Source organism: Gemmatimonadota bacterium, assembly GCA_016719105.1.
Lineage (GTDB): Bacteria > Gemmatimonadota > Gemmatimonadetes > Gemmatimonadales > Gemmatimonadaceae > SCN-70-22.
This window is the reverse complement of record JADKAQ010000003.1, coordinates 169984-195541: the sequence shown is the minus strand read 5'-3', so window position 1 is coordinate 195541 and position 25558 is coordinate 169984. Positions and strand designations below refer to the sequence as shown.

Below are 25558 nucleotides of genomic sequence, written 5' to 3'. Positions count from 1 at the left end.
TCGGGGTCACACGGCGGGAGTTGCCGGCGGTCGTGCGTGATGCAGCGCACACTTCCACACCGCAAGGCGGGAGCCCGCTCGGCACGACCGCCGGCTAGGACGCCACCGGAAGGGGGGAGCGCTCCTGCACCACCGTCCCCGTGAACGTCGAGCCAGTCGTGCCCGTGAGTTCGACGGTCAGGTAGCGCCCGACCAACGACTCGTCTCCGGGGAGCAGCACCGTCTTGTAGTCGCGCGAACGCGCCTGCAGCAGCTCGCCGCGCTTGGCGGGCTTCTCGACCAGCACCTCGCGACGCTCTCCCAGCATTCGCAAGTTCCTCGCGCGGGCGCCGGCGCGGACCGCCTCGATCAAGCGTCCCAATCGCTCGGCCGACACCGCGTCGGGGACCGTCCACTCCTCGGGCATGCGCGTCGCCGGAGTGCCGTCGCGCGGCGAGAACTTGAAGGTGAACGCGTCGTCGAAGCCGACGGCCTGCACCGCAGAGAGCGTCTCCTCGAACTCCGCGTCCGTCTCCCCAGGGAAGCCGACGATGATGTCGGTGGTGATCCCGATCCCCGGGATACGGGCGCGCAACGTGTCGACGCAGGCGAGGTACTCCTCGCGCGTGTAGCGCCGCAGCATCCGCTTGAGCATGCTCGTCGAGCCAGATTGCATCGGCAGGTGCACGTGTTCACAGACGGCGGGGACCTCCGCCATCGCGTCGATCACCGCGTCACTGAAGTCGTTCGGGTGCGGCGACGTGAAGCGCAGGCGACGGACCCCGGGGACCGCTCCAACCGCGCGCAGCAGCTCGGCGAAACCGTGATCCCCATCATGGTAGGAGTTGACGGTCTGGCCCAGGAGCGTGATCTCGCTGATCCCCTCGCTCACGACCTGTTCTGCCTCCCGCACCACGTCGTCGAGCCGGCGGCTGCGCTCGGAGCCGCGGGTAAACGGGACGATGCAGTAGGTACACCGGTAGTCGCAGCCGCGCTGCACGGGGATCCACGCCTTGACCTTGTCGAAGCGGCGCGGGGCGAAGTCCTCGTAGTGCTCCTCGAGGTCGAACGACGTCTGGACCGCGCGTTCGCCCTGACGCGCCTTTCCCACCAGCTCGGGGAGGGCACGATAGCCATCGGGCCCGATGACGAGGCTCACGTGTCGCGCCTTGTCGAGGAGCTGCGGCCCAAGGCGTTGCGCCATGCACCCCGTCACCCCCACGATGCTCCCCGCCTTCATGGAGCGCTTGAGCTCACCCAAACGACCAATCACCCGCTGCTCCGCATGGTCGCGGATGGCGCAGGTGTTGAGGAGGATGACGTCGGCCAGTTCCGGGGTGTCGACGGGGGCATACCCGGCCGCGACGAGCGAGCCGAGCATCAGCTCGGAGTCGCTCACGTTCATCTGGCAGCCGTAGGTCTCGATGAAGACCGTGGCACGTGCGTCGTGGGTCATGCCGCTGCAACCGGGGCGAGGGGGTGAGCCACCAGCGCGTGCGCGTCGCCCTCGAGTCGCACGGCGAGGCGTGTTCCACGAGGGGGTGACGGGGCGGCGATGGCGACCGAAAGATAATCCTCGGTCACCCCCTCCCGGACGTCGTGCCCCACCACGACGAGGTCGGCCAGCGCCCCGGCACGCCGCCCCCGATGGGCGCGCGCCTTCTCCTCCGCGACGTCCCGCAGCGCCCGCGCACGCTGCTGCACGACGCCACCGGGGAGGTCGCCAACCAGCCGCTCGGCCGCCGTTCCCGGTCGCAACGAGAAGGGAAAGACGTGGAGGTAGGTGAACGGCAGCGCGGCCACCAACGCGAGCGTCTCCGCGTGGTCCGCGTCCGTCTCCCCTGGGAAGCCGGCGATCACGTCGGCGCCCAGCCCAAAGACCGGGAGCGTCGCGGCCAGGCGCTCGACCGCACGGCCGTACTCGCGCGCCGTGTACCAGTGGCGCCCCATCCGCCTGAGGACCCGGTCACTCCCCGACTGCAGCGGGGCATGGAGGTGCGGGACGAGGTGCGCCGGTTCGTGAAAGAGCGCGGCGAGCCGGGCGTCGACCTCGGTCGCCTCGACCGACGACAGGCGAAAGCGCGCCGACGGCACGGCCTGCACGAGCCGCTCGACCAAGGCGCCGAGTGACGTCCCGCGGTCGCGTCCGTAGCTGCCGATGTGAATCCCGGTGAGGACGATTTCCGGGTGACGTTCCGACAGTTGCAACGCCTCGTCGACCAGGGCGTCGGCGGGGCGCGACCGCTGGGCGCCGCGCGCCTGCGTGGTCGCGCAGAAGGTGCAGTGCTCGTCGCAGCCGTCCTGGATGCGGAGCAGCGCGCGCGTGCCCTGCTGGGCGGCCGCCGCGCCTAACGCTTCTGCCGGCAGGTCGAGCGCGGCAGCGATCGCCGCGAAATCGGCCCCGGCCACCAGGTGCTCCACCGTGGGGAGCGCGCGCAGCGCCCCGTGGTCACGCGCCGTCACGCAGCCCATCACGAGGGTGCGCAGTCCCGGCCGCTGCCGCGCCGCGCGCCGCACCCCCTTCCGCAACTCCGCTTCAGCCTCGGTCGTCACCGCGCAGGAGTTGAAGATCGCAACGTCGGCCTCCGCGGGCGACGTGACCACCTCCCCCCCGGACCGAGCGATCATCGCGCGGACCGTCTCGGAATCGTACTGATTCGCGCGACAGCCGTACGTGCGAAGAAAGACCTTCATCGCCCGTCGGTCGCGCCGCTGTTCGTCAGGGACATGTCGAGCGGGAGGATGAAGTGAAAGGCACTCCCCGCCCCTTCGCTGCTCTGCACCCAGATGCGTCCCCCGTGCGCCTCGACGACGAGCCGGCAGAAGGTGAGTCCCAGCCCAGACGTCCGCACGCGCGGCGCATGGGCAGAGCGCACCTGCTCGAACTTCTGGAAGATCACGTCGTGGTACTCGGGGGCGATGCCGGGGCCGGTGTCGATGACCGTGAAGCGAATGCCGTTGGGATCAGGGCGGGCCACGAGCGTCAGCTCGATCGGCTCCCCCGAATGCACGAGCGCATTCTGAATGAGGTTGCCGAAGACGCGCTTGAGCATCCCGCGGTCGCCGCGAAAGCGCGGGGCGTCGGGGGCCACGTCGGCGGCGGCCACGGTCTGCTCCTGCTGGAAGCGCAGCGCCCAGTCGCGCAGCATCTCCTCGAGCAGTTCGCCGGGCTCGATCGTCTCCAGGTGCAACGTGATCGAGGTCTCCTCGATGCGGCGCACCTCGAGCAGGTCGTCGATGAGGGTCAGCAGCTCCTCCGCCTTGCCGTGCGTGTCGGTCACGGCACCATGCTGCCGCTCGCTGAGCGGCCCAAGATCCCCGTCGCCGAGCAGTTCGAGCGTCGCGAGGATCGACGTGAGCGGCGTCTTGAGGTCGTGCACGATCATCTTCATCAGGTCGTCGCGCACGCGCTCGAGTTCGCGCAGGCGGCGGAACGACTCCTCGAGTGCATCGGTGGCCGCCTTGAGCTTGAGCAGCGAGCGCACGCGCGCCCCCAGCAGCAGGCGGTTGTGCGGCTTGGCGAGGAAGTCATCCCCCCCGGCCTCGACGGCCTTGAGACGATCGTCGGTGTCGTTGAGGGCGGTGATGAAAATGACGGGGGTGCTGGCCGTGCGCGGATCGCGCTTGAGACGGCGGCAGACCTCGAAGCCGGTCGCGCCGTCTTCGACGTTCAGGTCACCCGACGGCATGTGCACGTCGAGGATGACCAGGTGCGGGCGCTGGAAGAGCGTGGCCTCCAGCACCGCCGGACCATCATGCGCGACGACGGTGCGGAAGCCTAACGAATGCAGCTGCTCCCGGAGCAGTTCGCAATTGGCGTCGGAATCATCGGCAACGAGGATGAGCGGGGCATCGAGCGCCAGGCCGGTCATGCGACCTCATGGACGGACGGACAACCCCACACTCAGCAGCCACGCCCGTTCGGTCGTGGTGCCCGATGCGGCGTCGCGCGCCGCCCGTTGCAGCGCGAGGTCGAGCATCGCCCGCGGCCCCGCCACCGGCACGGACACCCCGCCGGCGTAGATCTTCTCCGAGACGACCGAGCCGGCCGCCGCAAACGGGAGGTCGCGCTGCCGATACCCGACGCTGTAGGTCCACGCCGTGTTGCGCGTCCGCTGCCCGGCGAACTGCGCCCCTGCCGCATACTCCCACGCATCGAGTCCGCGGGCCGTCGTCGATCCCAGCCCGTTGAGCTTCGACCACTCGTTGCGGTCCGCGCTGGCCAGCAGCGTGAGGCCGGAGATGACGTCGAGCCGCAGCGCTGCGCCGAAGCGCGAAGGGACCTTGGCCTCGGTCCGGATGGTGTCGACCACGCGCAGGCGCATCGTCCCCCCGTGGCGATACGACGCCGCGAGCGACACGCCGCGCACCGGGTTGAGGATCACCCCCGCCGACGCGCCGGTCCCCGTGTACGACAGCGTGATGTCGCGGTCCAACGACCCGTAGCGCACGCTGTCGTCGAACTGCCGCTGCAGGTTGATGCGGTTCTCGCCCGAGAACAGGTGCAACCCGGCCCCGAGCAGGAGGCGCGGGTGCAGCTGGTACGAGACCGCCAACCGGTTCTCGCCAATGCCACCGCGCGAGTTGAACGTCTCGGTGAACGAGACCGAGTCGTCTCCGAGCCGCTGCCCTGACCGCACGCTGGTGGCCCACGAGCGATCGAGGAAGGCGTGATTCGACACTCCGACGACCCAGCGCGTCCCGATCAGGAAGCCGGCGGCGATCGAGCCGAAGCGCGCCGTCGTCGTCTTGTCCGACGCATCGCCCACGTTGATGCGCCGCATCTCGGGATCGTACTGGAAGTACAACCCCGAACGCCCCCACCCGCTCAGCGCCGCCGGATTGCGCCCCGACAGGTGATCGAACTCCCCGAGGGCCCCGCCCGCAGCCGAGGCACGGGTACTCAAGCCGCCCAACGGATATCCGAAACCCTGCGTGCTCAACGTCCCCTGGGCACCGGCGGGCGCGACACCCGCCACGAGGGCGACGGCAACGGCAGCGAGCCGACCAAAACGAGCACGCATCACGGAATCCCGAAGCTGGAGCGCAGCGCGTAGCTCACGCGCAGTCGCGGACGGAGCGCAGCGGCCGCCTCCCGCGAGGCGAAGTACAACTGGAACGGGCTCGTCCCCTCACGCGTGGAGCGCAGGACGAGGGCCTGCTGCTGCTTGATGGTCGAGGCGGAGGCCGTCGCCCACTGCCGCACAGCCGTCGCCACTTCCAGGACACGCGTCCCACTGTCCCCCGGCGCCACCTTCATCGTGTCGAAGGCAAAGCCCGCCAGCAGCAGCGCCGAGCGCGTGACATCGCTGACATCGTCGCCGGCGATCGACAACTCCGGCACGATCGTCAGCGTGTCCTTGGCATTGATGGTGCGATTGGGCTGCTGTGTCAGGATCAACGACGCCCGGAGCACCGTCGACGAGTCGAGAATGCGCGACGGGACGTTGAAGCGCAGGAAGGCGCGCCGATTGGGAATGCCCCCCACGCTCAGGACCGCTCCAGTCGGCGCCGCCGGCGTCTTGAAGACGAGGGTGTAGTCGGCGAAGTCCGCGGCCGCAAAGGCATCGGACGTCGGCGTGCCCGACGCCGGGGCCACGGTGAGCGCCCGGATCGCCGTGTCCTCGGGGGCCGGGTCGAAGCGAAGGAACGGGGTCGCCCCGCCATCGAGCGACCCCAGCTCGATCTCCCCGCCGGCGGCCGCTGTCAGCCGCACACCGACGCGAAGGCGGGCCTTGGCGGCGACCTTGCGCAGCATCACCGCGTTGTTGATCAGGACCTTGATCGAGTCCTTGACCGACGCCGAGTCGAGCGTCACGCCACCAATCAGGCGATCGGGACGGAAGAGCGACTTCACCACGGTCTCGACGGTGTCCGCCTCGGCCGTATCGACGTCGAAGAGGTCGAGGCGCACGTTCCCCTTCACGCGTGTCCCCTCGGCGCTGACCGCGAAGACGACGTAGGCGCTGTCGAGCCGCGTGATCGTCGAATCCCCGGAGTTCTTGGAGAAGGTCGACGGCAGCGAGTCGAAGCGCACGACCGCGCGCACGTCGAGCGTGTCGCCACGGTGCGCGAGGTACAACGACCCCTCGGAGCCGAAGCCAGGGATCCCCAGCACGGTCGTGTCCAGCGACACCGCCTCGAAGGTGGTGTCGAAGACGGCAAGGTTCTGCCCGGGACAGAGCACCGGGCAGGCGGCCCCGCTCTCCAGGTCTTCCCCGCACGCCACGACGCCCGCGCCTAACGCGACGAAGAGGAGCAGGGCGCGAACGCGTGCTCGCGCCCGCGAGCTCGCGCGCGTGCGCGCGGGCTTACGCCAGTCGGGTAACACGTCCATCTATGTCGAAGCTATCCACAATGGCCATGATCACGGCGTCCACCGGGCGGTCCTTGGTGACCGCCGTCAGGCGCGCCGAGCTTCCGGTCGCGTACAACACCACTTCACCTGCGCCCGCACCCACACTGTCGATGGCCACGACGTAGCCCCCCTCGCGCTCCAGCGCCGGGGTCAGGTTCTCGACAATCAGCAGTTTGAGCGACTCCAACGACGGATCCTTCCGCGTCGAAACCACGCTCCCGATCACCTTGCCGAGCTTCATGCGTGGGCCAGCGACGCCGGGGTGAACGGGGCCGGCAGCAGCTCCCGCAGGTCCCAACGCGCCGTGGCGCCCCCCGTGGTCACGCTCACGATCTCCAACGCCGGGGCGAACTCCACCAGCACCTGCCGGCAGATGCCGCACGGCGGCGTCGGCGTGTCGGCCTCGGTGGCGACCACGATCGACGAGAACGCGCGCACGCCACTCGCCACGGCGCTCGCCACGGCCCCACGCTCCGCGCAGATCCCGGCCGGGTACGACGAGTTCTCCACGTTGCAGCCGGCGAAGACGCGCCCGTCGGAGGCCACCAGCGCGGCCCCGACCCGGAATCCCGAGTAGGGCGCATAGGCGCGCTGCATCGCCTCACGGGCCAGCGTCACGAGTCCCGCGAGGTCGGGCGCGCCCTGTCGCGCGCTCACGCGAGGATCTCCCGGAGGAACGACGTCCCGCGCCCGCGAAAGTCCAGTGCGAACCACTCGGCGACCGTCGCCCCCACGTCGGCAAAGCTCGCCCGCTCGCCGACCATCACCGGACGCACCGCCGGCCCTGCCACGAGCAACGGCACGCGCTCGCGCGCATGATCGCTCGACAGGGTCGTGGGGTCGTTGCCGTGATCGGCCGTGATGAACAGGAGATCGTCCTCGCGTAGGGCGGAAAGCAGTGACGGGAGGGCATGATCAAACTGCCGCAGAGCCCCGTAGAACCCCGCGACGTCGTTTCTGTGCCCGAAGAGCTGGTCAAAATCTACTAGGTTGGCGAAGAGGAACCCACTCTCTTTGCCATGAAGCCACGCCTGGATCCGTGCGATCCCGTCGGCGTTGTCGGCCGTATGGTGCGAGGAGATGCCACGCGCCGCGAACAGGTCGTCCACCTTCCCCACGCCGTGGCGCGCCACACCGGCCGCTTCCAGCGCGTCCAGCAGCGTCTCGCCGACCGGCTCCAGGGAGAAATCGCGGCGATTCGGGGTCCGGTGATACGCCCCGGACTCCCCCTCGAACGGTCGGGCAATCACGCGCGAGACGTTGTGCGGCGCCACCAGCATCGCCCGCGCCGCGGCGCAGGCCCGGTACAGTTCCTCGAGCGGCACGACCGCCTCGTGCGCCGCCACCTGGAAGACCGAATCGGCCGACGTGTAGACGATCAACCCTCCGCTGCGGACCTGCTCGTCCCCCAGGCGCAGGATGATGTCGGTCCCGCTCCCGACCACGTTCCCCACCACCGGGCGCCCCGTTAGGCGCTCGAACTCCGCGATGACCTCGTGGGGAAAGCCGCGAGGATACGTGGGGAACGGGGCATCGAGGACGACCCCGCACAGCTCCCAGTGCCCGGTGGTGCTGTCCTTCCCGGCCGACGCCGGCTGCAACGTCGCGCGCGCCGCCGTCGCCAGGACGTCGGCACGCATCCCCGCCAGGTGCTCCAGCGTCCCCAGTCCTAACGACTCGAGGTTGGGGAGATCGAAGCCTCCCACTTCACGCGCCGTGTTGGCGAGCGTGTTGCTCCCCTCGTCGCCATACTCCCCGGCGTCGTGCGCCGCCCCGATCCCCACGCCATCGAGGACGATCAGCGCCGCGCGACGACCGGAGGCCACCGTGGACGTGCTCACCCCTCGCCCCCCGTGTACCGGCGCGGGACGCGCAGCCTGAGGCCAACCAGGATCTCGTAGGGCGAAAGCTCCGCCAGTCGCGCGACCGTGTTCACGTCGATCAGTTCGTCACCATCACCCCCGATGAGCGTTGCCACGTCCCCCACGTGACACGACACGGTGCTGACGTCGACCATCGTCATGTCCATGGTGACCATCCCCGCCACCGGGACCCGGCGCCCATGCACCAGGACCTCGCCGCGATTGCTCAACGAGCGTCGATAGCCGTCCGCATAGCCCACGGCCAGGGTGGCGATGCGCCGCTGGCCGTGCGCCCGGTAGGTGGCGCCGTAACTCACCGTGTCGCCGTCCTCGAGGGTGCGTAGCTCCACGATGCGCGCGCGCAGGTTCGCCACAGGCTGCGGCTGCACCGCCGAGCCGTCGTCGCCCCCGACGCCGTACAGGAAGACGCCCGGACGCGCAAAGCTCCAGGGAGACGGCGACTGCCGCTCGAGTCCCGGGCTATTCTCGGCGTGCAGGAGCGGGATCGGCGTCCCGAGTGCCTCGAGGGCGCCGCGGAACCGCTCCTGCTGCACGTCCATCGACCCGTCGTTTCGCTCTGCCGAGTGAAAGTGCGTGAAGGCACCGGTCGGCGGGCTCGACGCGACGGCGCCGGCGATACCTCCCACTTCTCGCCACGGAATTCCGGCCCGGCTCATCCCCGTGTCGATCGCCAGGTGCCACGGCCCCCCACCGCTCTCGACCCAGGCCGCGATGGCGGCGGGGTCACCCAACGTCGGGGTCAGCCCGAGCCGACGCACCTCGGCGAATTCGCTGGGGAGCAGCGGGGTGAAGACGAGGATGGGGCGCCGAACGCCGGCCGCGCGCAGCTCCTCTCCTTCACGCACGGCGGCGATCCCGAATCCCCACACGTCCATCGGCTCGAGGGCCCGCGCCACCGCCACCGCACCCAGGCCGTAGGCGTCCGCCTTGACCATGGGGAGGAGTGGCTTGCCCGCGCGGGCAGCCATCGTACGGGCATTCTGTCGTAACGCGCCGAGGTCAATGTCGACCCAGGCGCGTCGGAGGTCGGCGTCCATTGACCAGGGGCGTGCGGGGCGGGTAGTATAGGCCCTCGGAGGAGACTATGCAAGCTAAAGCCACGCTTGAAGATACGCTCGCGCTGATGCGCGATCTCCGCGCCCGATGCGAGTGGGATGCGGCGCAAACGCATGAGTCGCTTCGCCCCTATCTCGTCGAAGAAGCGCACGAGCTCGACGACGCGCTCCGCGATCGAAACGTGGCGCAGATGCGCGAGGAGTTGGGCGACGTCCTGTTGCAGGTCCTCTTCCACTCCGTCGTCGCCGAGCAGGCGGGCGACTTCGACATCGGCGATGTGGCCGCCGGGCTCATCGCCAAGATGCACGCGCGCCATCCGCACCTGTATGGCGACGGCGAGCGCGTCGCGTGGGAAGCGCTCAAGGCGCGCAAACGGCGCTCCATCGAGGAGGGGCTCCCGATGGGGCTCCCCGCCCTGCACCGCGCCCACCGCCTGCAGGATCGCGCCGCCGGCGTCGGCTTCGACTGGGACGACGTGCAGGGCCCGGCGGACAAGGTCGCCGAAGAACTCGCCGAGGTGCGTGAACAGATCGACGCGACGCCCGTGAATCGTTCGCCGCACGGCGCCCCGCAGCACGACGCCGCGCACGAGGCAGTGGAGGGAGAGCTGGGCGATCTGCTGTTCGCGGTGGTCAACCTCTGCCGCAAGGCGGGGGTCCACGCCTCACTCGCCCTCGACAAGGCGAACGCCAAGTTCGCGCGCCGGTTCTCGGGGATCGAACAGCTGGCGGCCGAGCGCGGCATCGACGTCAAGACGGCGGGGCTCGCGGTGCTCGACGGATTGTGGGACGAGGTGAAGGCGGCCGAACGCGCCGCGCCGCGTTAGGGTCGGCGCCCGGCGGCGCAACGCCTACTCCACGTCGCTCCGGCCATCGCCCAGAAAGGTCGGGCGCGCCAGCCCCCCACTGTCCTCGTAGAAGCGGATCTCTCCCGGCGCGTACAGCTTGGCGAGCAGGATGATCTGTCCGGTGTGTCCGCCGAAGTGCTCGACGACGTGATAGAGCGCCGAGAACACCGTCGTCTCGCGCCCCTGGATGCGCCGCACCTCACCTAACGACGGCGACGTGAGGCGCGCGAGGACGGCATCCACCTCGCTCAGCGCCTTCTCGAGGTGTTCCAGCAACTCCGCCGCATCCATCCCCCCCGCGGCGGCGAACTCCTCGTCGCGCTGGCGCACGTCGGGGCCGCCCCCAATCCCACTCACCACCCATTGGCGCACATTCCCCGCCAGGTGCAGCACGAGGTTGCCGGCGCTGTTGCTGGCGGGGTCGGGTCGGAACCAGAGCCGCTCGGCCGGCAACGCCAGGACCGCCGACCGGATCTTGGCGGGGTACTCGAGCCCCAGGTAGTACCGCGACCGCTCGAGGAAGCGGGTCCCGACGTCGAAGGTCACGCGAGCTGTCTCACGGACGCAGGCGATGCATCATGCGGGGGAACGGAATGCACTCGCGGATGTGCGGCGTGCCGCAGATCCAGGCGATCGTCCGCTCGAGCCCGATGCCGAAGCCGGAATGCACGAAGGTGCCGTACTTGCGCAGGTCCAGGTACCAGCCGTACGCGTCGACCGGCAGCTGCTCTTCGTGGATCCGGTGCAGCAGCTTGTCGTAGTCGTCCTCACGCTGCGACCCGCCGATGATCTCACCGTACCCCTCCGGGGCCAGGCAGTCGTCGCACAGGACGGTGCGCGGATCGGCGGGGTTCTCCTTCATGTAGAAGGCCTTGGCCTCCTTGGGATAGTTGCAGACGAAGATCGGTGTCTCGTAGTCCGCCACGAGCAGCGACTCGTCTTCGGCACCCAGGTCGTCGCCCCACGTGATCGCGCTCCCCTTGGCCTGCAGCGTCGCGACCGCGTCGGTATAGTCGATGCGCGGAAACGGGGCAGCGACCTTCTCCAACTTGGAAATGTCGCGCTCGAGCTCCTGCAATTCCGCCTGACGACGCGCGAGCACGCGCTGCACGATATGCGTCACAAGATCTTCCTGCAGCCGCATGTTATCGTGCGTATCGTAGAAGGCCATCTCGGGCTCGATCATCCAGAACTCGGTGAGATGGCGCCGCGTTTTGGATTTCTCGGCGCGGAAGGTCGGGCCAAAGGTGTAGATTCGCCCCAGTGCGGCTGCCGCGGCCTCCCCGTACAATTGCCCCGTTTGCGCCAGATACGCGTTCCCCTCGTCGAAGTACTCGGTCGAGAAGAGCCCCGAGCGCTCCCCGATCGCCGCCGTCAGGATCGGCGTGTCGACGTGGATGAAGCCGCGCTCGTAGAAGAAATCGTGGATCGACTGCTCCACCTCGTGGCGGATACGCATGATCGCGACCTGCCGCGGGGACCGGAGCCAGAGGTGCCGGTTGTCGAGCAGGAAATCGATCCCGTGCTCCTTGGGCTGGATCGGATAGTCGAGCGGCGAGGGGCCAAGCACCTCGACATTTGTGACCCCCATCTCGTATCCACCGGGGGCACGCGGTTCGGCACGAACTTCGCCAGTGACGGCGACGCTGGTCTCCTGGCTGAGCTCACTAAAGCGCGCCCAGACGTCCGGCGGGAGCTGGTTCTTGACCAGGACGCACTGCAGCGTACCGGTCCCGTCCCGCATGACGATGAAGGCGATCTTGCCCGAGGAGCGCAGGTGCGTCGCCCAGCCACGGACGGTGACAGGGCCGCCCACGTGCTGCGGGAGCGCGGAGATGATAGCGTTCGGTATGGACACGACGGGGAGCAAAGGGGGATGATGAGCGGCGAAAGCTACGGATGCTCCAGAGGGCGTGCAACGGACGCGCAGCGCCGCGGGCGTCACCCGCTGTGTGGTCTCGTGCGCCCCCCCCGCAACGTTGGGAGCGTGCAGCCATGATGCTGCGTACACGCCTCGCCATGGGGATCGGAGGCATCGTCGCCCTGATGCTCGTCCCCGTCGGGCTGTCGCTCCTCTCCCTGCGCGAACTGCGGAAGGACACCGAGCGCATTCGCGACCAGGAGTTCCAGGCCGCCGTCGTGCTCGGCAAGGTCCGGGCGGCCGTGCAGGAGCTCGACCAGGCCAAGGACTACCTCTCGATCCTCCCCGAGGAAGCGACGCTCACCCAATTCGACCAGAAGCTCACCGCGGTCCGCATCCTCGTCGACTCGCTCGACCAGGTCAACGGGATCGCGGGGATCAACCGGGTGCGCGGCGCGCTGCGCGCCATCGCCGACGAGTCGGATCACGCACACCAACTGGCTGCTGCGGGACGCACCGCCACAGCCGACTCGGTGATCGACAAGGCGATCGGCCCACCCATCGATGACATCGAGCGCATCGTCGCCCTCTCCGAGCAGGCCAACCAGGATCGGACACGTGAGCGCGTCAACGACATCGCCATCGAGTCGGTGCGTTCGCGCGACACCTCGTTGCGGCTGTTGGCCGCCGCCGCGGTCCTCGCGGTGCTCATCGGCCTCTGGCTCACGCAGTCGGTCTCGCGCCCCATCGATGAGCTCGACGCCGGGATGCGCGCCGTCGCCGAGGGAGACTTCGGCCACCCGTTGCAGCTCGCGCCTCAGCGCCGCGACGAGTTCGGGCGCCTCGCCAAGTCGTACAACTCGATGGCGACGCAGCTCCGCGAACTCGACCGACTCAAGGCCGAATTCATCTCCGTCGCCTCGCACGAACTCAAGACGCCGATCAACGTCGTGATGGGCTACCTGCAACTCCTGCAGGAAAACGTCTACGGCGACCTCAATGAGCGGCAGCGCGAAATCGTCACCACGCTTACGGCCCAGAGCAAGTCGCTCTCGCGCCTCGTCCGCCAGCTGCTCGACGTCTCCCGCTTCGAGGCCGGTGGTGGCAAGGTCGAACCGCGCACCTTTCCCCTGCCCGCCTTCCTCGGCGACCTCGAACGCACCTTCCGCGTCCTCGCCATCCAGCGGAACGTCGGCTTCACCGTCACGCGCGGCCAGGACCTCCCCGCCGAGGTCCGCTGGGATCCCGAGCGCATCAACGAGGTGCTGGGGAATCTCCTGTCCAACGCCTTCAAGTTCACTCCCGGCGGCGGACGCGTCGACCTCGACGTCTCGCGCGACGACTCCGGCGTGCGCATGAGCGTTCGCGACACCGGCGCCGGAATCCCGGCGACCGAACTGGCGTATGTCTTCGAGAAGTTCTACCAGGCCAACAACCAGACGACCGGGATCAAGGGGACAGGGCTGGGGCTCGCCATCGCCAAGGGGATCGTGACGGCGCACGGGGGTACCATTGGTGTCGAGAGTACGGTGGGGGTGGGGACCAGCTTCACGTTGCACCTCCCGATCCGCTCGGCGGCCACGCGCCTGGCCCCGCTTCACCAACTCGAGGAGGCCCCCGAGGTATGAGGGCGACCACCATCAGGACCATGATCACGATCGACGGCCGTCGCCGCGCGCGTGCCGGCGCCCGTTTCGCCATCGGCGCATGCGTCGTCGCCGCCGGGAGTCTCGCGGGGTGCCGTCCCACGCCCGCGCCGGCCCCGGAGCCGACGCTTCCCATCGTCGTCGCCCCGGCGCCCCCCATCTCGCCGTGGCCGGGGACGCTGGCGGCCGCGCTGCGCTCTGCCGAGTCTGGGAAGTTCGACGAAGCCGAAAAGGTGCTGACGCAGTTCTCGGTCGATCACGCCGGTACATCCGACGGCGCCGAGAGCGACTTCTGGCGTGCCCTGCTCAAGACCGATCCCGCCAATCGCGAGGCAACGCCGCGCGAGTCGATGGCGCTCTACGACACGTACCTCAGCGGCGGGTCGGCGCTCTCGCGGTATGCCGAAGCATTGATCCTGCGACGGGTCGTGGAGTCCCTCGACTCCACGCGCACCCTGCTGCACACCGTGCGCGCGTCCGCCGATGCTCGGGAAAAGGCACGCGACGACGAAATCCGCCGCCTCAACGACGTGATCGACCGGACGACGGCCGAGCTGGAGCGCATCAAGCGCCGGCTCTCCCCTAAGCCCCAATAGCGAAGAGCTGTCCGTCAGCCGCCGCTCGGAGTCCTCGACGCGATCGGTGACGCTCCGCGGAGGCAGCTGGCCGCTGCGCCGGTCGCGGGTCGTGACGGCTAGCCGACGCGAAAGAGCTCGAGGGCGCGGGCGTAGCGCGAGGTGAGGACGGTGCGGATCCCCAGGTGCTCGGCAGCGGTGAGCCCGGGGTCCGCCTCGAGGAGGCGCTGTGCCGCGTCGCGCGCGCGATCGTTGAGCGCCTCGTCGCGCAGCAGGTCGGCCACCTTGAACGGAGCATCGCCGGACTGCGCCTTGCCGAAGAGATCGCCCATCCCGCGCAGCCGCAGGTCGGCCCGGGCGATCTCGAAACCGTCCTCGGTGGCCGTGAAGAGCGAGAGCCGTTCGTGCGCCTCCTGCCCCACGTCGCCCAGCAGGATGCAGAACGACTCCTCGGCGCCGCGCCCCACGCGTCCGCGCAGTTGGTGCAGCTGCGACAGGCCGAAGCGCTCCGGGTGCTCGATGAGCATCACGGTGGCATTGGCCACGTCGATTCCTACCTCGATCACCGTGGTGGCGACGAGGATGTCCACCGCACCGTCGCGGAAGGCGCGCATGATCGTGTCGCGCTCGTCGGTGGGCAGGCGCCCATGCAGGAGCGCCACGCGCCGACCGGCAAAGGCGCCTGACGAGAGCTCGGCGTGCATCGTGGTGGCCGCCTTGAGGTCGGTCTTCTCCGACTCCTCGATGACCGGATAGACGATGTACGCCTGGCGTCCCTTGGCCACCTGCGCGTCGACGAACTGCAGGACACGTTCGCGCGCGGCCTCGGGGCGAAGTGCGCTCGTGATCGGCTTGCGCCCCGGGGGGCGTTCGTCGAGGATCGAGACGTCGAGGTCGCCATAGAGCGTGAGCGCCAGCGAACGCGGAATCGGCGTCGCGCTCATCAGCAGCACGTCGGGCGCCTCCCCCTTGGCGCTGAGGGCCGCGCGCTGCTCGACCCCGAAGCGATGCTGCTCGTCGATGGCCACGAAGCCCAACTTGCCGAAGCGCGTGCGCTCGGTGACCAGGGCGTGCGTCCCGACCGCGACCAGCGGCGCCTCCGACGCGAGGCGCTCGTCCACCCGCCGGCGCTCGGCGGCCCCCAGGCTCCCCGTCAGCAGCTCGGGGCGCATGCCTAACGGCTCGAGGAGCCTCGTCAGCGTGCGCGCGTGCTGCTCGGCCAGCAGCTCCGTCGGGGCCATCACCGCCGCCTGGTACCCGTTCTCCACGGCGAGCAGCGCCGCGAACAACGCCACGACCGTCTTGCCGCTCCCCACGTCGCCCTGCAGCAGGCGATGCATGCGACGCGGCGAGCACATGTCGGCGGCGATCTCCTTGAGCGCACGGACCTGCGCCCCGGTGAGCGCGAAGGGGAGCGTGGTGCGGAGCTGCGACGTGAGGGTACGCCGGTTGGTGAACACGATGCCCCGGCGCGGCTCCCGGGCGAGGGCGTTGGCGCGGCGGTGCAGCAGCTGCACGAAGAGCAACTCGTCGAAGGCCAGGCGATCGCGCCCCTCGTTGGCCTCGGTCACCGACGACGGGCGGTGCACCTTCCGCAGGGCGTCGACGAGCCCCGCCACGCCGGCCGCCTGCTGCACCGACGGCGGGAGGTGCTCCTGCACGAGCGCCAACAGCGCGTTGAGGTGCAGCTCGATCAGCGCGCGCAGCTGCTTGGCGGTGATCCCGTCGGTGGCGGGATAGACCGAGAGGACGCGCCCCTGCGCACTCCCCGAGTCTTCGGCGCCCAGGTTGACGAACTCGCGGGGTTGCAGCTGCCGGCCGTGGTAGAAGCGCACCGGGCCGGAGAGGAGGAGGACGTCGTCCTTCTCGATGGTGCGGTCGAGAAACGGCTGTCCGGGCCAGGACACCTCCAGCATCCCGCTGGCGTCCTTCACCACCGCCTGGAAGATCCGGAGCCCCTTGCGCGTGGGGATGATCCCCTTGGAGATGACGCGCCCCATCACCGTGACGTCCATCCCCGCCGCCACCGCGGCAATCGGGGTGATGGTGCTGGCGTCCTCGTAGCGATGCGGGGTGTGGTGCAACAGGTCGTTCGCCGTCTCGATGCCCAGCTTGCGCAGCAGCTGCGCGCGCCGCTCCCCCACGCCCTTGAGGAACTGCACGGGCATGTCGAGGGTGATGCGCGCGGGACGGGCAAGACGGTCGTCGCGGCGAACGGCCACAGGGCGCTCCAGCAGGGAACGGTTAGGCGCTTCCGGCGCCGACGCTTACTCCTCGAGCAACTCCTTCGCGAACGCCGCGGCCTCGAACGGCTCGAGGTCCGCCAGCTGCTCTCCCACCCCGATGAACTTCACCGGGACGTCCAGCGCCTCGTGCACCGCCACGACGATCCCGCCTCGCGCGGTCCCATCGAGCTTGGTCACCACCAGCCCGCTCACCGGCACCGCCTCGGAAAAGGTGCGCGCCTGCACCACCGCGTTCTGCCCGATCGTCCCGTCGAGCACCAGTAACGTCTCGTGCGGCGCCTCCGGCATGCGACGCTTGATCACGCGCGCGACCTTCTTCAGCTCTTCCATGAGGTTGTCGCTCGTGTGCAGGCGACCGGCCGTGTCGATGATGACCACGTCGGCCCCGCGCATCACCCCGGCATCGATCGCGTCGAACGCCACCGCAGCCGGGTCGCCCCCGGGCTTCCCCCCCACGAACTCCGCCCCGGTGCGCTCCGCCCAGACGCGCAACTGGTCGATCGCCCCCGCCCGGAAGGTGTCGCCCGCGGCGACGATCACCCGCTTCCCCTCCTGCCGAAAGCGCGACGCCAACTTGCCGATGAAGGTAGTCTTCCCCGCCCCGTTCACCCCGATCACGAGAATCACGGTCGGCCCTGTCGGCGCCAGTCGAAGCGCCGGGTCGGAGTTCCCGGTCCGCAGCGCCGCCTCGACGCCGTTGCGCAGCGCCTCCAGAAACTCGTCGTGCGACTTCACCTTGCCTCGCTGTGCAAGGCGGTCGACGTCCTCCACCAGCCGCAGCGTGGTGGCGACGCCAAAATCCGCCTCGAGCAGGAGTTCCTCGATCTGCTCGAGCGACCCCTCACGTGACCCCTTGCGCACGAGCGCAGAGACGTCCGTGAGCGCGATATCCTTGATGCGCTGCCACAGCGACCGCTTGGGAAGGTCGTCGGAGCGCTTGAAGAGCCTGGCCATGCGCCAAAACTAGCGCATCGCCCAGCGACTCGGGGTGGCCCCGAGTCGCTCCGCCACTCCGACTACCGCAGTCCGATGCGGCGCCGCATCAACCACTCGGCGCACAGGGCGACCAGCGCGAGGGCAAAGAGCCAGGACACGTCGCGGGCACGAGGCGCTTCGCCCATCGTCACCCCGCTCCCGATCGCCCCCGCCTGCACCGTGCGCCGGCGCGGCAGGAGCTCCGCCGACGAGTTCACGACCAGGAGGGAGACGCCGCCGGCGGTCCGCACGTCGTAGACCCCCGGTGGAGGGGCGGGAGCCGGCGTCACGCTGTTCCCCGCGCCGAAGCGCAGGACGATCGAGTCGCCAGTGGACGCCCCACCGCGCCTAACGAACACCGCCCGCACCAGCGAGTCGCCGGTCGCGCCGCGCCGCCACTGCACCGTCTCGCCTGCCCGGACCGCCGCGTTCACGGGAAAGGCGGCGCGCACGTCGGATCGTTCGCCCGCCAACCAGTCGAGCAGGCTCCCCCAGACCGCCGTGAAGGCGTCGCTTCCCACGCCACCCCGAAAACGCCAACGCCAGAATCCCGACGCCGCGGCGACCACGACGCGGCGTGGCCGCTCCCAACCGACGATCGCCACCCGGGCATCGAGCCGTCGCGAGCGCCGCGTCTCCAGCACCTCGAACTCGGCGTTAGGCGGGACGGTCGCGCTCACGTCGAGCGGTGGGAGTGAGTCCCAGGCCGTCCCGCTCAGCGGCGTGCTCACCGGCGACAGCGGCGCCCCGGTGGCGAACCACTCGCCCGCCGTCGCCACCGGCGGCGCGATGAGCGCCAGCGCCCCACGCGTCACCTGGCGAGGGGCGCCGAACAGCGCCGTGTCACCGTGCAGCACGACCACCGGGGCCTCACGCACCGCGCGGCGCACGACCTCCTCGCCCACGGGTTGCAGCGTCACATCCTCCCGCCACTGCCCGGGCGCCACCCGGAAGTAGGCGCGCGTCGGTAGCAACACGGTCCCGCGCAGCAGCGCCGCCAGCTCCCGCGAGTCCAGGTCGGGTGAGGTCGAGACGAGCACCGCCGCCGCCCCTGCCGTCAGCTCCAGGACCGCGGACGAGGCGTTGTTCTCCGACTCGGCATCACCGGGGACGTCGATCGTGGCGCGCAGCTCCGTCGGAGCCGCGCCCGCCGGGGCGATGAAGCGAAGGGTGACGGCGCGCTCGCCCAGTGCCGGCAGCGATTCGAACGACTGCGCCGCCACCTGCCGGCCGCCGAGTTCCAGCCGCAACGCACCGGCCGGCGCCCCCGAGTTCCCCGCCCCGACCGTCACCCGCACCTCCACCGAGTCGCCCGCCGCCGCAACCCGCGGCGCTTGCACGTCGAGCACCGCCGCGTCGGGGCGCGAATCGCCACCGCCGATCTCCACACGCGAGCCCGCGGGGAGCGCGCGCAGCGCTTCGGGATCGTCGATCTCGCCGTCCGTGAACAGGACGAGCGGCCGGCCCGCGGCCATCGCGCGCTCCGCGGCCTGCCGAACGCGCGACGCCCGATCGCCCGCCACCAGCGTGTCGCCGGCGAGCCGCAGCGAATCGCCCAGGATGAAGAGCGAGTCGCCGCCCGCTTCACGGGCGCTTCGCGCCGTCGAGTCGAACGTCGTGGCATCACGCCCCCGTCCCCACGACGACGACACATCGAGGGCGACGAGCGGTGCAGGCACGCGACGCGCGCCGACGACCGCGTTCAGCGCCAGGGCGACCAGGCTCGTGACCGAGATCGCGCGCAGCGCCCCGGTCGCCCAGCGACCGGTCGCTCGCACCTGCGCATATGCGGCCAGCGCCCCGGCCGCGCCAGCGGCGAGGGCAATCAACCAGGAGATCATGTCGGGAATCTACGCCCGGATCGCGACGGACGCTGCGTGCATCGGACAGGGCACGTCAGTTGGAATCGGCGACCTGCGTGGTCGCGCGCTGCAGCAGGGCGAGAAACGCCTCGCGCGCGCGCTCGAACTGGGGGACGTCGGCCGCGGCGAGCGGCGCCCCACCGGTACTGGCCAACGCCGTGCGCGGGTTGGTCTGCACCCCCCCGACGAGCACTTCGAAATGCAGGTGCGGCGCGGTGGCCAGCCCAGTCATTCCGACGTAGCCGATCGTCTCTCCGATGCCGACCCGCGTGCCGCCGCGCACCCCCTTGGCGAAGGCCCGCAAGTGCCCGTACCGCGACACGAAGCCATTGCCGTGCCTAACGTCCACCACGTTGCCGTAGCCGCTCATGCGTCCGGCCCGCACGACGACGCCGTCCCCCACGCTGCGCACGGGCGTACCCGAACTCGCGGAGTAGTCGGTCCCGCGATGTGCGCGCCAGACGCCGAGGATGGGGTGCCGACGCATGCCGAAGACCGACGAGATGCGCCGGAACTCGAGCGGAGCGCGCAGGAACATGGCCTGCAGCGACTTGCCGGTGCCGTCGAAGTAGCGCCCCTTCCCGTCCGCCGATTCAAAGCGAATCGCGGCCAGCGATGATTGTCCCGACGTGTACGACGCCGCGAGGATGCGTCCGATGCGCACCGCCCCGCGCGGCCCCTGCTCACGTTCGAAGAGGACCTTGAACTCGTCGCCAGGCTGCAGGTCGCGACTCATGTCGAGGCGATACTCGTAGATGTCGGCGACGTTCCAGGCGAGTTCCGATCGCGCACCCGAGGGGAGTGCCGACGCCCCGGCGTCGAAGGCGTCATACAGGGTGCGGGCGATCTCCCCGCGCACGACGATGGTATCCGTCGTCCAGGGCAATCGTTCCTCGCGGCCGACCCACCCCGAGTCCGTTCTCGTCAGGTGCAACAGCCGGTCGATGGCCAGCTGGAAGACGATCTTGGTCGGCGTGCTCCCTTCGTGCCCCCCCAGCGTCACGCGCATGCCGGCCGGGAGCCGGCGGGGATCGATGGTCGTGGCCGCCCCCAACGCCTCGGTCGCTTCCTCTGGCGTCAGCCCACCGCGCGACAGGAGCCCGCCGAGCGTCTCGCCGCGGGCGAGCGAGTCGACGCGCTCGCGCCAGGTCGGGGTCCGGCTGCCGTTGATCACGTCACCGGCGCGCTTTTCGGGGATCGGACGCACGACGGCGATGGCGCCCCATGCCAGGAGCGCCACCGCCGTATACGCCGCCAACCGCGCGCGCCAGCCGATCAATCCATCTGTCTCCGGATGAAGGTCGGGATGTCCATCGGATCCATGTCCTCCTGCGGCGTCGAGCGCGGGTAGCGACGGTTGGGATCGTTCTGGGCCGCGGGGCGAAGCGGCGCCCCGCCCTGCACGGTACGCAGTCCCGCTCCCTGGCGTTGGTTGATCGGGATGACGTTCGGCGCCACCGCGGAGGCCGGCGTCATCGACGCGGGCGTCACGCCGCCGCCGTTCATCACACCACGGTCAGGCGTCAGCGAGGCCACCGGGGTCGGCTTGGAGAGCGTCATCGGGATGTTGACCGACGTCACGGGCGCCTGTCCCATCGCCTTGTCGAAGCCGGTCGCGATGACGGTCACCCGAATCTCGCCCTGCATCGCCGGCTCGGACACGGCGCCGAAGATGATCTCGGCGTCATCGCCAGCCGCATCGTGCACGATCTCGGAGATCTGCGTCACCTCGCCGAGGGTCAGGTCGCCGCCGCCGGTGATGTTGAGCAGGACGCCGCTCGAGCCGTTGATCGAGATGTTGTCGAGCAGCGGCGAGGAGATGGCCTGCTGCGCCGCTTCCATCGCCCGATTCTCGCCGCGCCCGATCCCGGTCCCCATGAGCGCCGAGCCGCCATTCTCCATGATGGTGCGCACGTCGGCGAAGTCGACGTTCACCAAGCCCGTCTTGGAGATGAGGGTGGAGATGCCCTGCGTGGCATGCAGGAGCACCTCGTCCGCCTTCTTGAGGGCATCCTGGAAGGGAATTCCCTTGCCCACCACGGCGAGCAGCCGTTCGTTAGGCACGATGATCATCGTGTCGACATGCTTGCGCATCTCGGCGATGCCCATGTCGGCCTGTCGCATCCGCTTCCGCCCTTCGAACAGGAACGGCTTGGTCACGATGCCCACCGTCAGCGCCCCCGCTTCCTTCGCCAGTTCGGCGACCACCGGCGCCGCACCCGTGCCGGTGCCGCCCCCCATGCCGCACGTGACGAAGACGAGGTCCGCACTCTGGAGCACGCGCCCCACTTCGTCTCGGTTCTCCTCGATCGCCTGTCGCCCGATCTCGGGGCGCGCGCCGGCACCGAGGCCGCGCGTGAGCTTCTTTCCGATCTGGATCTTCACATCCGACTTCGACGCCAGCAGCGCCTGCGAGTCGGTGTTGATCGAAATGAACTCCACGCTCTCGAGATGCTCCTCGATCATGCGATTGACGGCGTTCCCACCGCCACCGCCGATCCCCACCACCTTCATGCGGGCGTTCTGGGAGGCGTTCTCCTCGAATTCAAACATCATAGCGCGCGCGGCTCCTCTCGTGACGAGGACGGTCGTTCGTGATGGGTCTCCGATCGCAGGTTCGACGCCGCACCGTGCATAACGTCACGCCGTCGCTTCCTCGATTCGCGGCAGAATATAACGCGTTTGTTCGAACGGGCCACGTGTGAGCGAAAGCAATTTTCTGCGCCGCGTTCGCGTCGCGAGAGCGACCAATGTTTCTCCACATTCGCTAGGAGAACATCACCTTTGTAACACAGCGGGCGACGCCGTATTCCGGTCGCCGCCCGCGTTACCCTAACGATACCCTCTCTCGTCTTCCCGCTGCTCGACTTCCCGTCTTCCGCCCCTCTAGAAGAAGTCCTGTAACCACGTCTTCACCTTCTGCGCCAGCTTATCCACATTAGGTGCATTGAGCTGCAGCCGGCGACCGCTCGGCGTATCGCTCCCTAACGCCAGACGGCTCGCCGCGTACAACGCGAGCCCCACCGCCGTCGCAAATCGCGGCGCCTCGACCGAGTCCACCAGCCCGCTCAGGTTTTCGGCCGGCACGCCCACGCGAACGCCCGTCCCAAAGACGTCGGCGGCCAGCTCCGTGACGCCGGGGAGCGCCGCCGCGCCGCCGGTGAGCACGACGCCCGCCGCCAGCTTCCCAGCGAACCCCGCCGCCTCGATGTCGCGCATCACCAGATCGTAGATCTCATCCGTCCGCTGGTGGATGATGTGCGCCAGGAGTTCGCGGGGAATCTGCCGGTCGCCCTGCGCCACCGTGCTCGGGAGCGTGATCACCTCGGACGGGTCGACCATCGGCTCGTACGCGCAACCGTAGCGCTCCTTCAACCGCTCGGCATCGGCCTGGGTGACGCCCAAGCCGTGCACGATGTCGTTGGTGACGTTGTTGCCGCCGAAGGGGACGGTGCCCAGGTGACGAATCTTGGCCTCGTGGAAGACCGCGATGTCGGTCGTCCCCGCCCCCATCTCGATGAGCGCGACGCCGAGTTCCTTCTCGTCCTCGGTGAGCACGGCGAGCGCGCTGGCCAGCGGCTCGAGGACGAGCTGCAACGGCTTGTACCCCGCCCGCTCCACGGCCTTGCGCAGGTTGAGCGCCGGCGAGCTGCCGATGGTGACGAGATACATCTCCGTCTCGAGACGCGTCCCGACCATTCCGAGCGGGTCGCGAATCCCCTCGTTCTTGTCGACCGTGTACTCCTGCGGGATGGCGTGCAGCAGCTCGCGCTCCGGCGGAATCGCCTGCGCGCGGGCGACGGCGTTCGCGCGCTCGATATCGCCCTTGCTGATCTCGTCGCCGCTCACGGCGACGATCCCCTTGGAGATCATCGCCTTGACGTGCTCACCGGCGATGCCCAGGTAGCAGGCGTCGACCTTGACGCCTGCCATCTGCTCGGCGTCGTTGACCGCCTTGCGGATGGACTGCGTGGTTTCTTCGATGTCAGCGACCACGCCGCGCCGCAGTCCCGTGGTGCGCGACTGCCCTACCCCGAGAATCTTGATGCCGGGGTGGCGTGGGAGGTCGCCAACGACCTCGGCGATGATGGCCGTGGTCTTGGCGGACCCGATGTCGAGTCCAGCGACCAGTCGTTCGACGTTCATGGAAGGCGGGCGATGACGAGGTCTTTGTACCGCAGGTCGAGTTCGACGGCGTGCAGTCGACGCTTCGCGAGGTCGGCCTCGACAGAAGATAGTTGCAGGAGGCGCTCGGCGCGCATATCCAGCATCGCTCGCACGCCCACATCCACGAGTTGCAGGACGACTTCGTCCTTTCCGACGCGGCGCACCTCGCTCACCCGCGCGTAGTACTCCGGCATCTCGGCCTTCATGTCGCCGAGCAGGCGGAAGACGGCGGTGTCGGCGCGCGGAACGATTGGAAGGTCGACCCCCCATCGGGCGGGGTCGAGCGGAAGGACGCGCCCGCTATCGTCGTAGGCCTTGAAGCCGCCGGCGGCCGGGACGAGCGCGATCGGAAGGTTCTCGTCGACCGTGAGGATCAAGGTGCTCGGGAGGCGCCGCTCGATGCGCGCGCTCCGCACCTGCGGGTGCCGCTCGGCGCGAGCCCTGAGCGTGTCGAACTGGTCCCAGATGGAGAGTGTCGTGTCGAGCTGCAGTCGGGCGGCGATGTCGGAGGGGCGCGCGAAGCGGGTCCCCCGCACCTCGACCTGCTGCACCCTAAAGAAGGCGAGATCATGTCCCCACCACGGGGTGGCGAACAGGACCAGCGCGATCACGAGCGCCGCGACGACATACCACCCCCACCGTCGACGCCGTGGAGGCGCGCCGACGACGGGGGGCGCTTCGTTCGCTACTGGAGCCGCGGCCTTGCTCATGCGGGCCCCCGCGTGCGGAGCAGGGCGAGCAATTCGGGGCCGGTCTGGGTGATGTCGCCGGCCCCCATCGTGAGCACCACGTCGCCGGCGCGCGCAAAGGAAGCCAGCGCCGTCGCTGCGTCGCCACGCGCCCCCGTCCATTGCGGCGCGCGCCCGGCGCGGGTCAAGGGATCGGCGATGAGCGCCGAGGAGACGCCGACGATCGGTTGTTCACGGGAGGGATAGAGTGCGGTGAGGAACACAGCATCGCTGTTGGCGAGCGCCTGGGCGAAGCCTTCCGCGAAGTCGCGCGTGCGCGAGTAGAGGTGCGGCTGAAACGCGACCACGAGGCGCCGCCCGGGGTACGCGCCGCGCGCCGCCGCGATGGTGGCCGCGACTTCGGTGGGGTGATGGGCGTAGTCGTCGACCACGCACACGCCCCCGACCTCACCCAGCCGCTGGAAGCGACGTTCCACCCCCCCGAACGACTCGAGGCCGGGGCGCATGCCATCGAGCGTCGCGCCTAACGCCAGGCCGCTCGCGACGGCGGCCAGCGCGTTACGCACGTTGTGCATCCCGGGGACACGAAGGGCGAGCTCGCCCAGCGGCTCCCCATCGAACGAGACCGAGACGATCGTGGCGCCGTCGGCCGTGACGCGCGGCACCCCGACGACGCGCGCGTTGCGGCTCTCGGTTCCGTATCGAAGCACCTGTGCCCCCGTGGAGACGTCGAGGGTCGCCGCCCCCGCATCGTCGTCGCAGAGCACGATGGTCTGCGCCGGCGCGACGAAGGCCTCGAATGCCTGCCGGATGTCGGCGAGGTCGCGGTAAATGTCGAGGTGGTCGGCCTCGACATTGGTGACCACGGCGACCGTGGGCGAGAGCGCGAGGAAGGATCGATCGTACTCGTCGGCCTCGACCACGAAGAGGTGATCGCCGTCGAAGCGCAGGTTGCCCCCCCACTGCCCCACGCGCCCACCCGCCACGCCAGTGGGGCGCAGTCCGGCAGCGGCGAGCGCCTCGGTGGTCATCACGGTGGTCGTCGTCTTGCCGTGCGTCCCGGCGACCGCCACGAGCGTGCCGCCGCTCACCGCCTCGCCTAACGCCTCGGCGCGGCGAACGATCGGCACACCGGCGGTGCGCGCCGCCTCCAGCTCGGGATGGTCGCGACGCATCGCCGAGGTGATGACGAGGGCGCGCGCGCCTGCCACGTGCGCCGGATCGTGCCCCTCGGAGAGCACCACGCCCAGGCGTCGCAGGTCGGCCGCCCCGCTGGCATTGCTGTCGCAGCCGGTGACCGCCACACCGCGCCTAACGAACAGCTCCGCCAGCGCGGACATGCCGGCGCCAGCGATGCCGACGAAGTGCACCGGCCGGGGATCGGTCGCGTCGAGGAGGGACATGGAAGCGGAAT

The 25558-nt window shown here is 69.7% G+C and carries 22 protein-coding genes; 3 read left to right on the top strand and 19 right to left on the bottom strand.

Annotated elements, in window-relative coordinates; all coding sequences use genetic code 11:
• Positions 1-94: 94 nt before the first annotated feature.
• The 9 genes from miaB to alr are packed head-to-tail and all read right to left on the bottom strand — an operon-like array spanning position 95 to position 9257.
• On the bottom strand, positions 95-1435 hold the full coding sequence (miaB, locus tag IPN47_07595) for a tRNA (N6-isopentenyl adenosine(37)-C2)-methylthiotransferase MiaB (GenBank protein ID MBK9407906.1): 1341 nt from the start codon (positions 1433-1435) through the stop codon (positions 95-97).
• On the bottom strand, positions 1432-2673 hold the full coding sequence (locus IPN47_07590; protein ID MBK9407905.1) for a MiaB/RimO family radical SAM methylthiotransferase: 1242 nt from the start codon (positions 2671-2673) through the stop codon (positions 1432-1434). Before IPN47_07590 ends, miaB begins: the two co-directional genes overlap by 4 nt.
• The gene (locus tag IPN47_07585) at positions 2670-3851 is read right to left on the bottom strand and encodes a hybrid sensor histidine kinase/response regulator (GenBank protein MBK9407904.1); all 1182 of its coding nucleotides are present in this window, start codon (positions 3849-3851) and stop codon (positions 2670-2672) included. Before IPN47_07585 ends, IPN47_07590 begins: the two co-directional genes overlap by 4 nt.
• A 6-nt stretch (positions 3852-3857) precedes the next feature.
• Positions 3858-5003 carry a hypothetical protein gene (locus tag IPN47_07580; protein MBK9407903.1) on the bottom strand — a complete coding sequence of 382 codons (1146 nt, stop codon included), beginning with the start codon at positions 5001-5003 and terminating at the stop codon, positions 3858-3860.
• Positions 5003-6316, bottom strand: coding sequence for a hypothetical protein (locus IPN47_07575; GenBank protein ID MBK9407902.1), 1314 nt, complete (start codon positions 6314-6316; stop codon positions 5003-5005). The genes IPN47_07580 and IPN47_07575 overlap by 1 nt, the downstream gene beginning before the upstream one ends.
• On the bottom strand, positions 6291-6578 hold the full coding sequence (locus IPN47_07570; protein MBK9407901.1) for a EutN/CcmL family microcompartment protein: 288 nt from the start codon (positions 6576-6578) through the stop codon (positions 6291-6293). The genes IPN47_07575 and IPN47_07570 overlap by 26 nt, the downstream gene beginning before the upstream one ends.
• Positions 6575-6934, bottom strand: coding sequence for a cytidine deaminase (cdd, locus tag IPN47_07565; GenBank protein MBK9407900.1), 360 nt, complete (start codon positions 6932-6934; stop codon positions 6575-6577). The genes IPN47_07570 and cdd overlap by 4 nt, the downstream gene beginning before the upstream one ends.
• A gap of 56 nt (positions 6935-6990) precedes the next feature.
• Complete coding sequence (locus IPN47_07560; protein ID MBK9407899.1) at positions 6991-8163, bottom strand: phosphopentomutase; 1173 nt, start codon at positions 8161-8163, stop codon at positions 6991-6993.
• Between the two features lie 11 nt (positions 8164-8174).
• On the bottom strand, positions 8175-9257 hold the full coding sequence (gene alr / locus IPN47_07555) for an alanine racemase (GenBank protein MBK9407898.1): 1083 nt from the start codon (positions 9255-9257) through the stop codon (positions 8175-8177).
• Between the two features lie 47 nt (positions 9258-9304).
• Between alr and mazG the strand changes: the two genes are divergently transcribed.
• Positions 9305-10102, top strand: a complete 798-nt coding sequence (mazG, locus tag IPN47_07550) for a nucleoside triphosphate pyrophosphohydrolase (protein ID MBK9407897.1) — start codon at positions 9305-9307, stop codon at positions 10100-10102.
• A 24-nt stretch (positions 10103-10126) separates the two neighbouring features.
• Here mazG and IPN47_07545 read toward each other — a convergent pair whose 3' ends face one another.
• On the bottom strand, positions 10127-10669 hold the full coding sequence (locus tag IPN47_07545; GenBank protein MBK9407896.1) for a DUF1572 family protein: 543 nt from the start codon (positions 10667-10669) through the stop codon (positions 10127-10129).
• Between the two features lie 10 nt (positions 10670-10679).
• On the bottom strand, positions 10680-11975 hold the full coding sequence (gene asnS / locus IPN47_07540; protein MBK9407895.1) for an asparagine--tRNA ligase: 1296 nt from the start codon (positions 11973-11975) through the stop codon (positions 10680-10682).
• Between the two features lie 143 nt (positions 11976-12118).
• Between asnS and IPN47_07535 the strand changes: the two genes are divergently transcribed.
• Both IPN47_07535 and IPN47_07530 read left to right on the top strand, forming a co-directional pair.
• Entirely contained in the window at positions 12119-13612 is a 1494-nt protein-coding gene (locus IPN47_07535; GenBank protein MBK9407894.1) for a HAMP domain-containing histidine kinase, read from the top strand.
• Between the two features lie 20 nt (positions 13613-13632).
• On the top strand, positions 13633-14226 hold the full coding sequence (locus IPN47_07530; protein ID MBK9407893.1) for a hypothetical protein: 594 nt from the start codon (positions 13633-13635) through the stop codon (positions 14224-14226).
• A gap of 98 nt (positions 14227-14324) precedes the next feature.
• On the opposite strand, the gene recG is transcribed toward IPN47_07530, so the two are convergent.
• From recG to murC, 8 genes are all read right to left on the bottom strand, one after another.
• Entirely contained in the window at positions 14325-16427 is a 2103-nt protein-coding gene (gene recG, locus IPN47_07525; GenBank protein ID MBK9407892.1) for an ATP-dependent DNA helicase RecG, read from the bottom strand.
• A gap of 45 nt (positions 16428-16472) precedes the next feature.
• Positions 16473-17405, bottom strand: coding sequence for a signal recognition particle-docking protein FtsY (gene ftsY / locus IPN47_07520; protein MBK9407891.1), 933 nt, complete (start codon positions 17403-17405; stop codon positions 16473-16475).
• A gap of 62 nt (positions 17406-17467) precedes the next feature.
• Complete coding sequence (locus IPN47_07515; GenBank protein ID MBK9407890.1) at positions 17468-19267, bottom strand: hypothetical protein; 1800 nt, start codon at positions 19265-19267, stop codon at positions 17468-17470.
• Positions 19268-19322: 55 nt separating this feature from the next.
• Positions 19323-20567, bottom strand: coding sequence for a M23 family metallopeptidase (locus IPN47_07510; protein ID MBK9407889.1), 1245 nt, complete (start codon positions 20565-20567; stop codon positions 19323-19325).
• Positions 20564-21841 carry a cell division protein FtsZ gene (gene ftsZ, locus IPN47_07505; protein MBK9407888.1) on the bottom strand — a complete coding sequence of 426 codons (1278 nt, stop codon included), beginning with the start codon at positions 21839-21841 and terminating at the stop codon, positions 20564-20566. The genes IPN47_07510 and ftsZ overlap by 4 nt, the downstream gene beginning before the upstream one ends.
• A gap of 333 nt (positions 21842-22174) precedes the next feature.
• A complete protein-coding gene (ftsA, locus tag IPN47_07500; protein ID MBK9407887.1) occupies positions 22175-23434 on the bottom strand; it encodes a cell division protein FtsA in 1260 nt (419 codons plus the stop codon).
• Positions 23431-24165 (bottom strand): FtsQ-type POTRA domain-containing protein, encoded by a 735-nt coding sequence (locus IPN47_07495; protein MBK9407886.1) that lies wholly within the window; start codon positions 24163-24165, stop codon positions 23431-23433. The genes ftsA and IPN47_07495 overlap by 4 nt, the downstream gene beginning before the upstream one ends.
• Positions 24162-25547: a UDP-N-acetylmuramate--L-alanine ligase gene (gene murC, locus IPN47_07490; protein ID MBK9407885.1), complete on the bottom strand. Its 1386-nt coding sequence runs from the start codon at positions 25545-25547 to the stop codon at positions 24162-24164. The genes IPN47_07495 and murC overlap by 4 nt, the downstream gene beginning before the upstream one ends.
• Positions 25548-25558 lie beyond the last annotated feature (11 nt).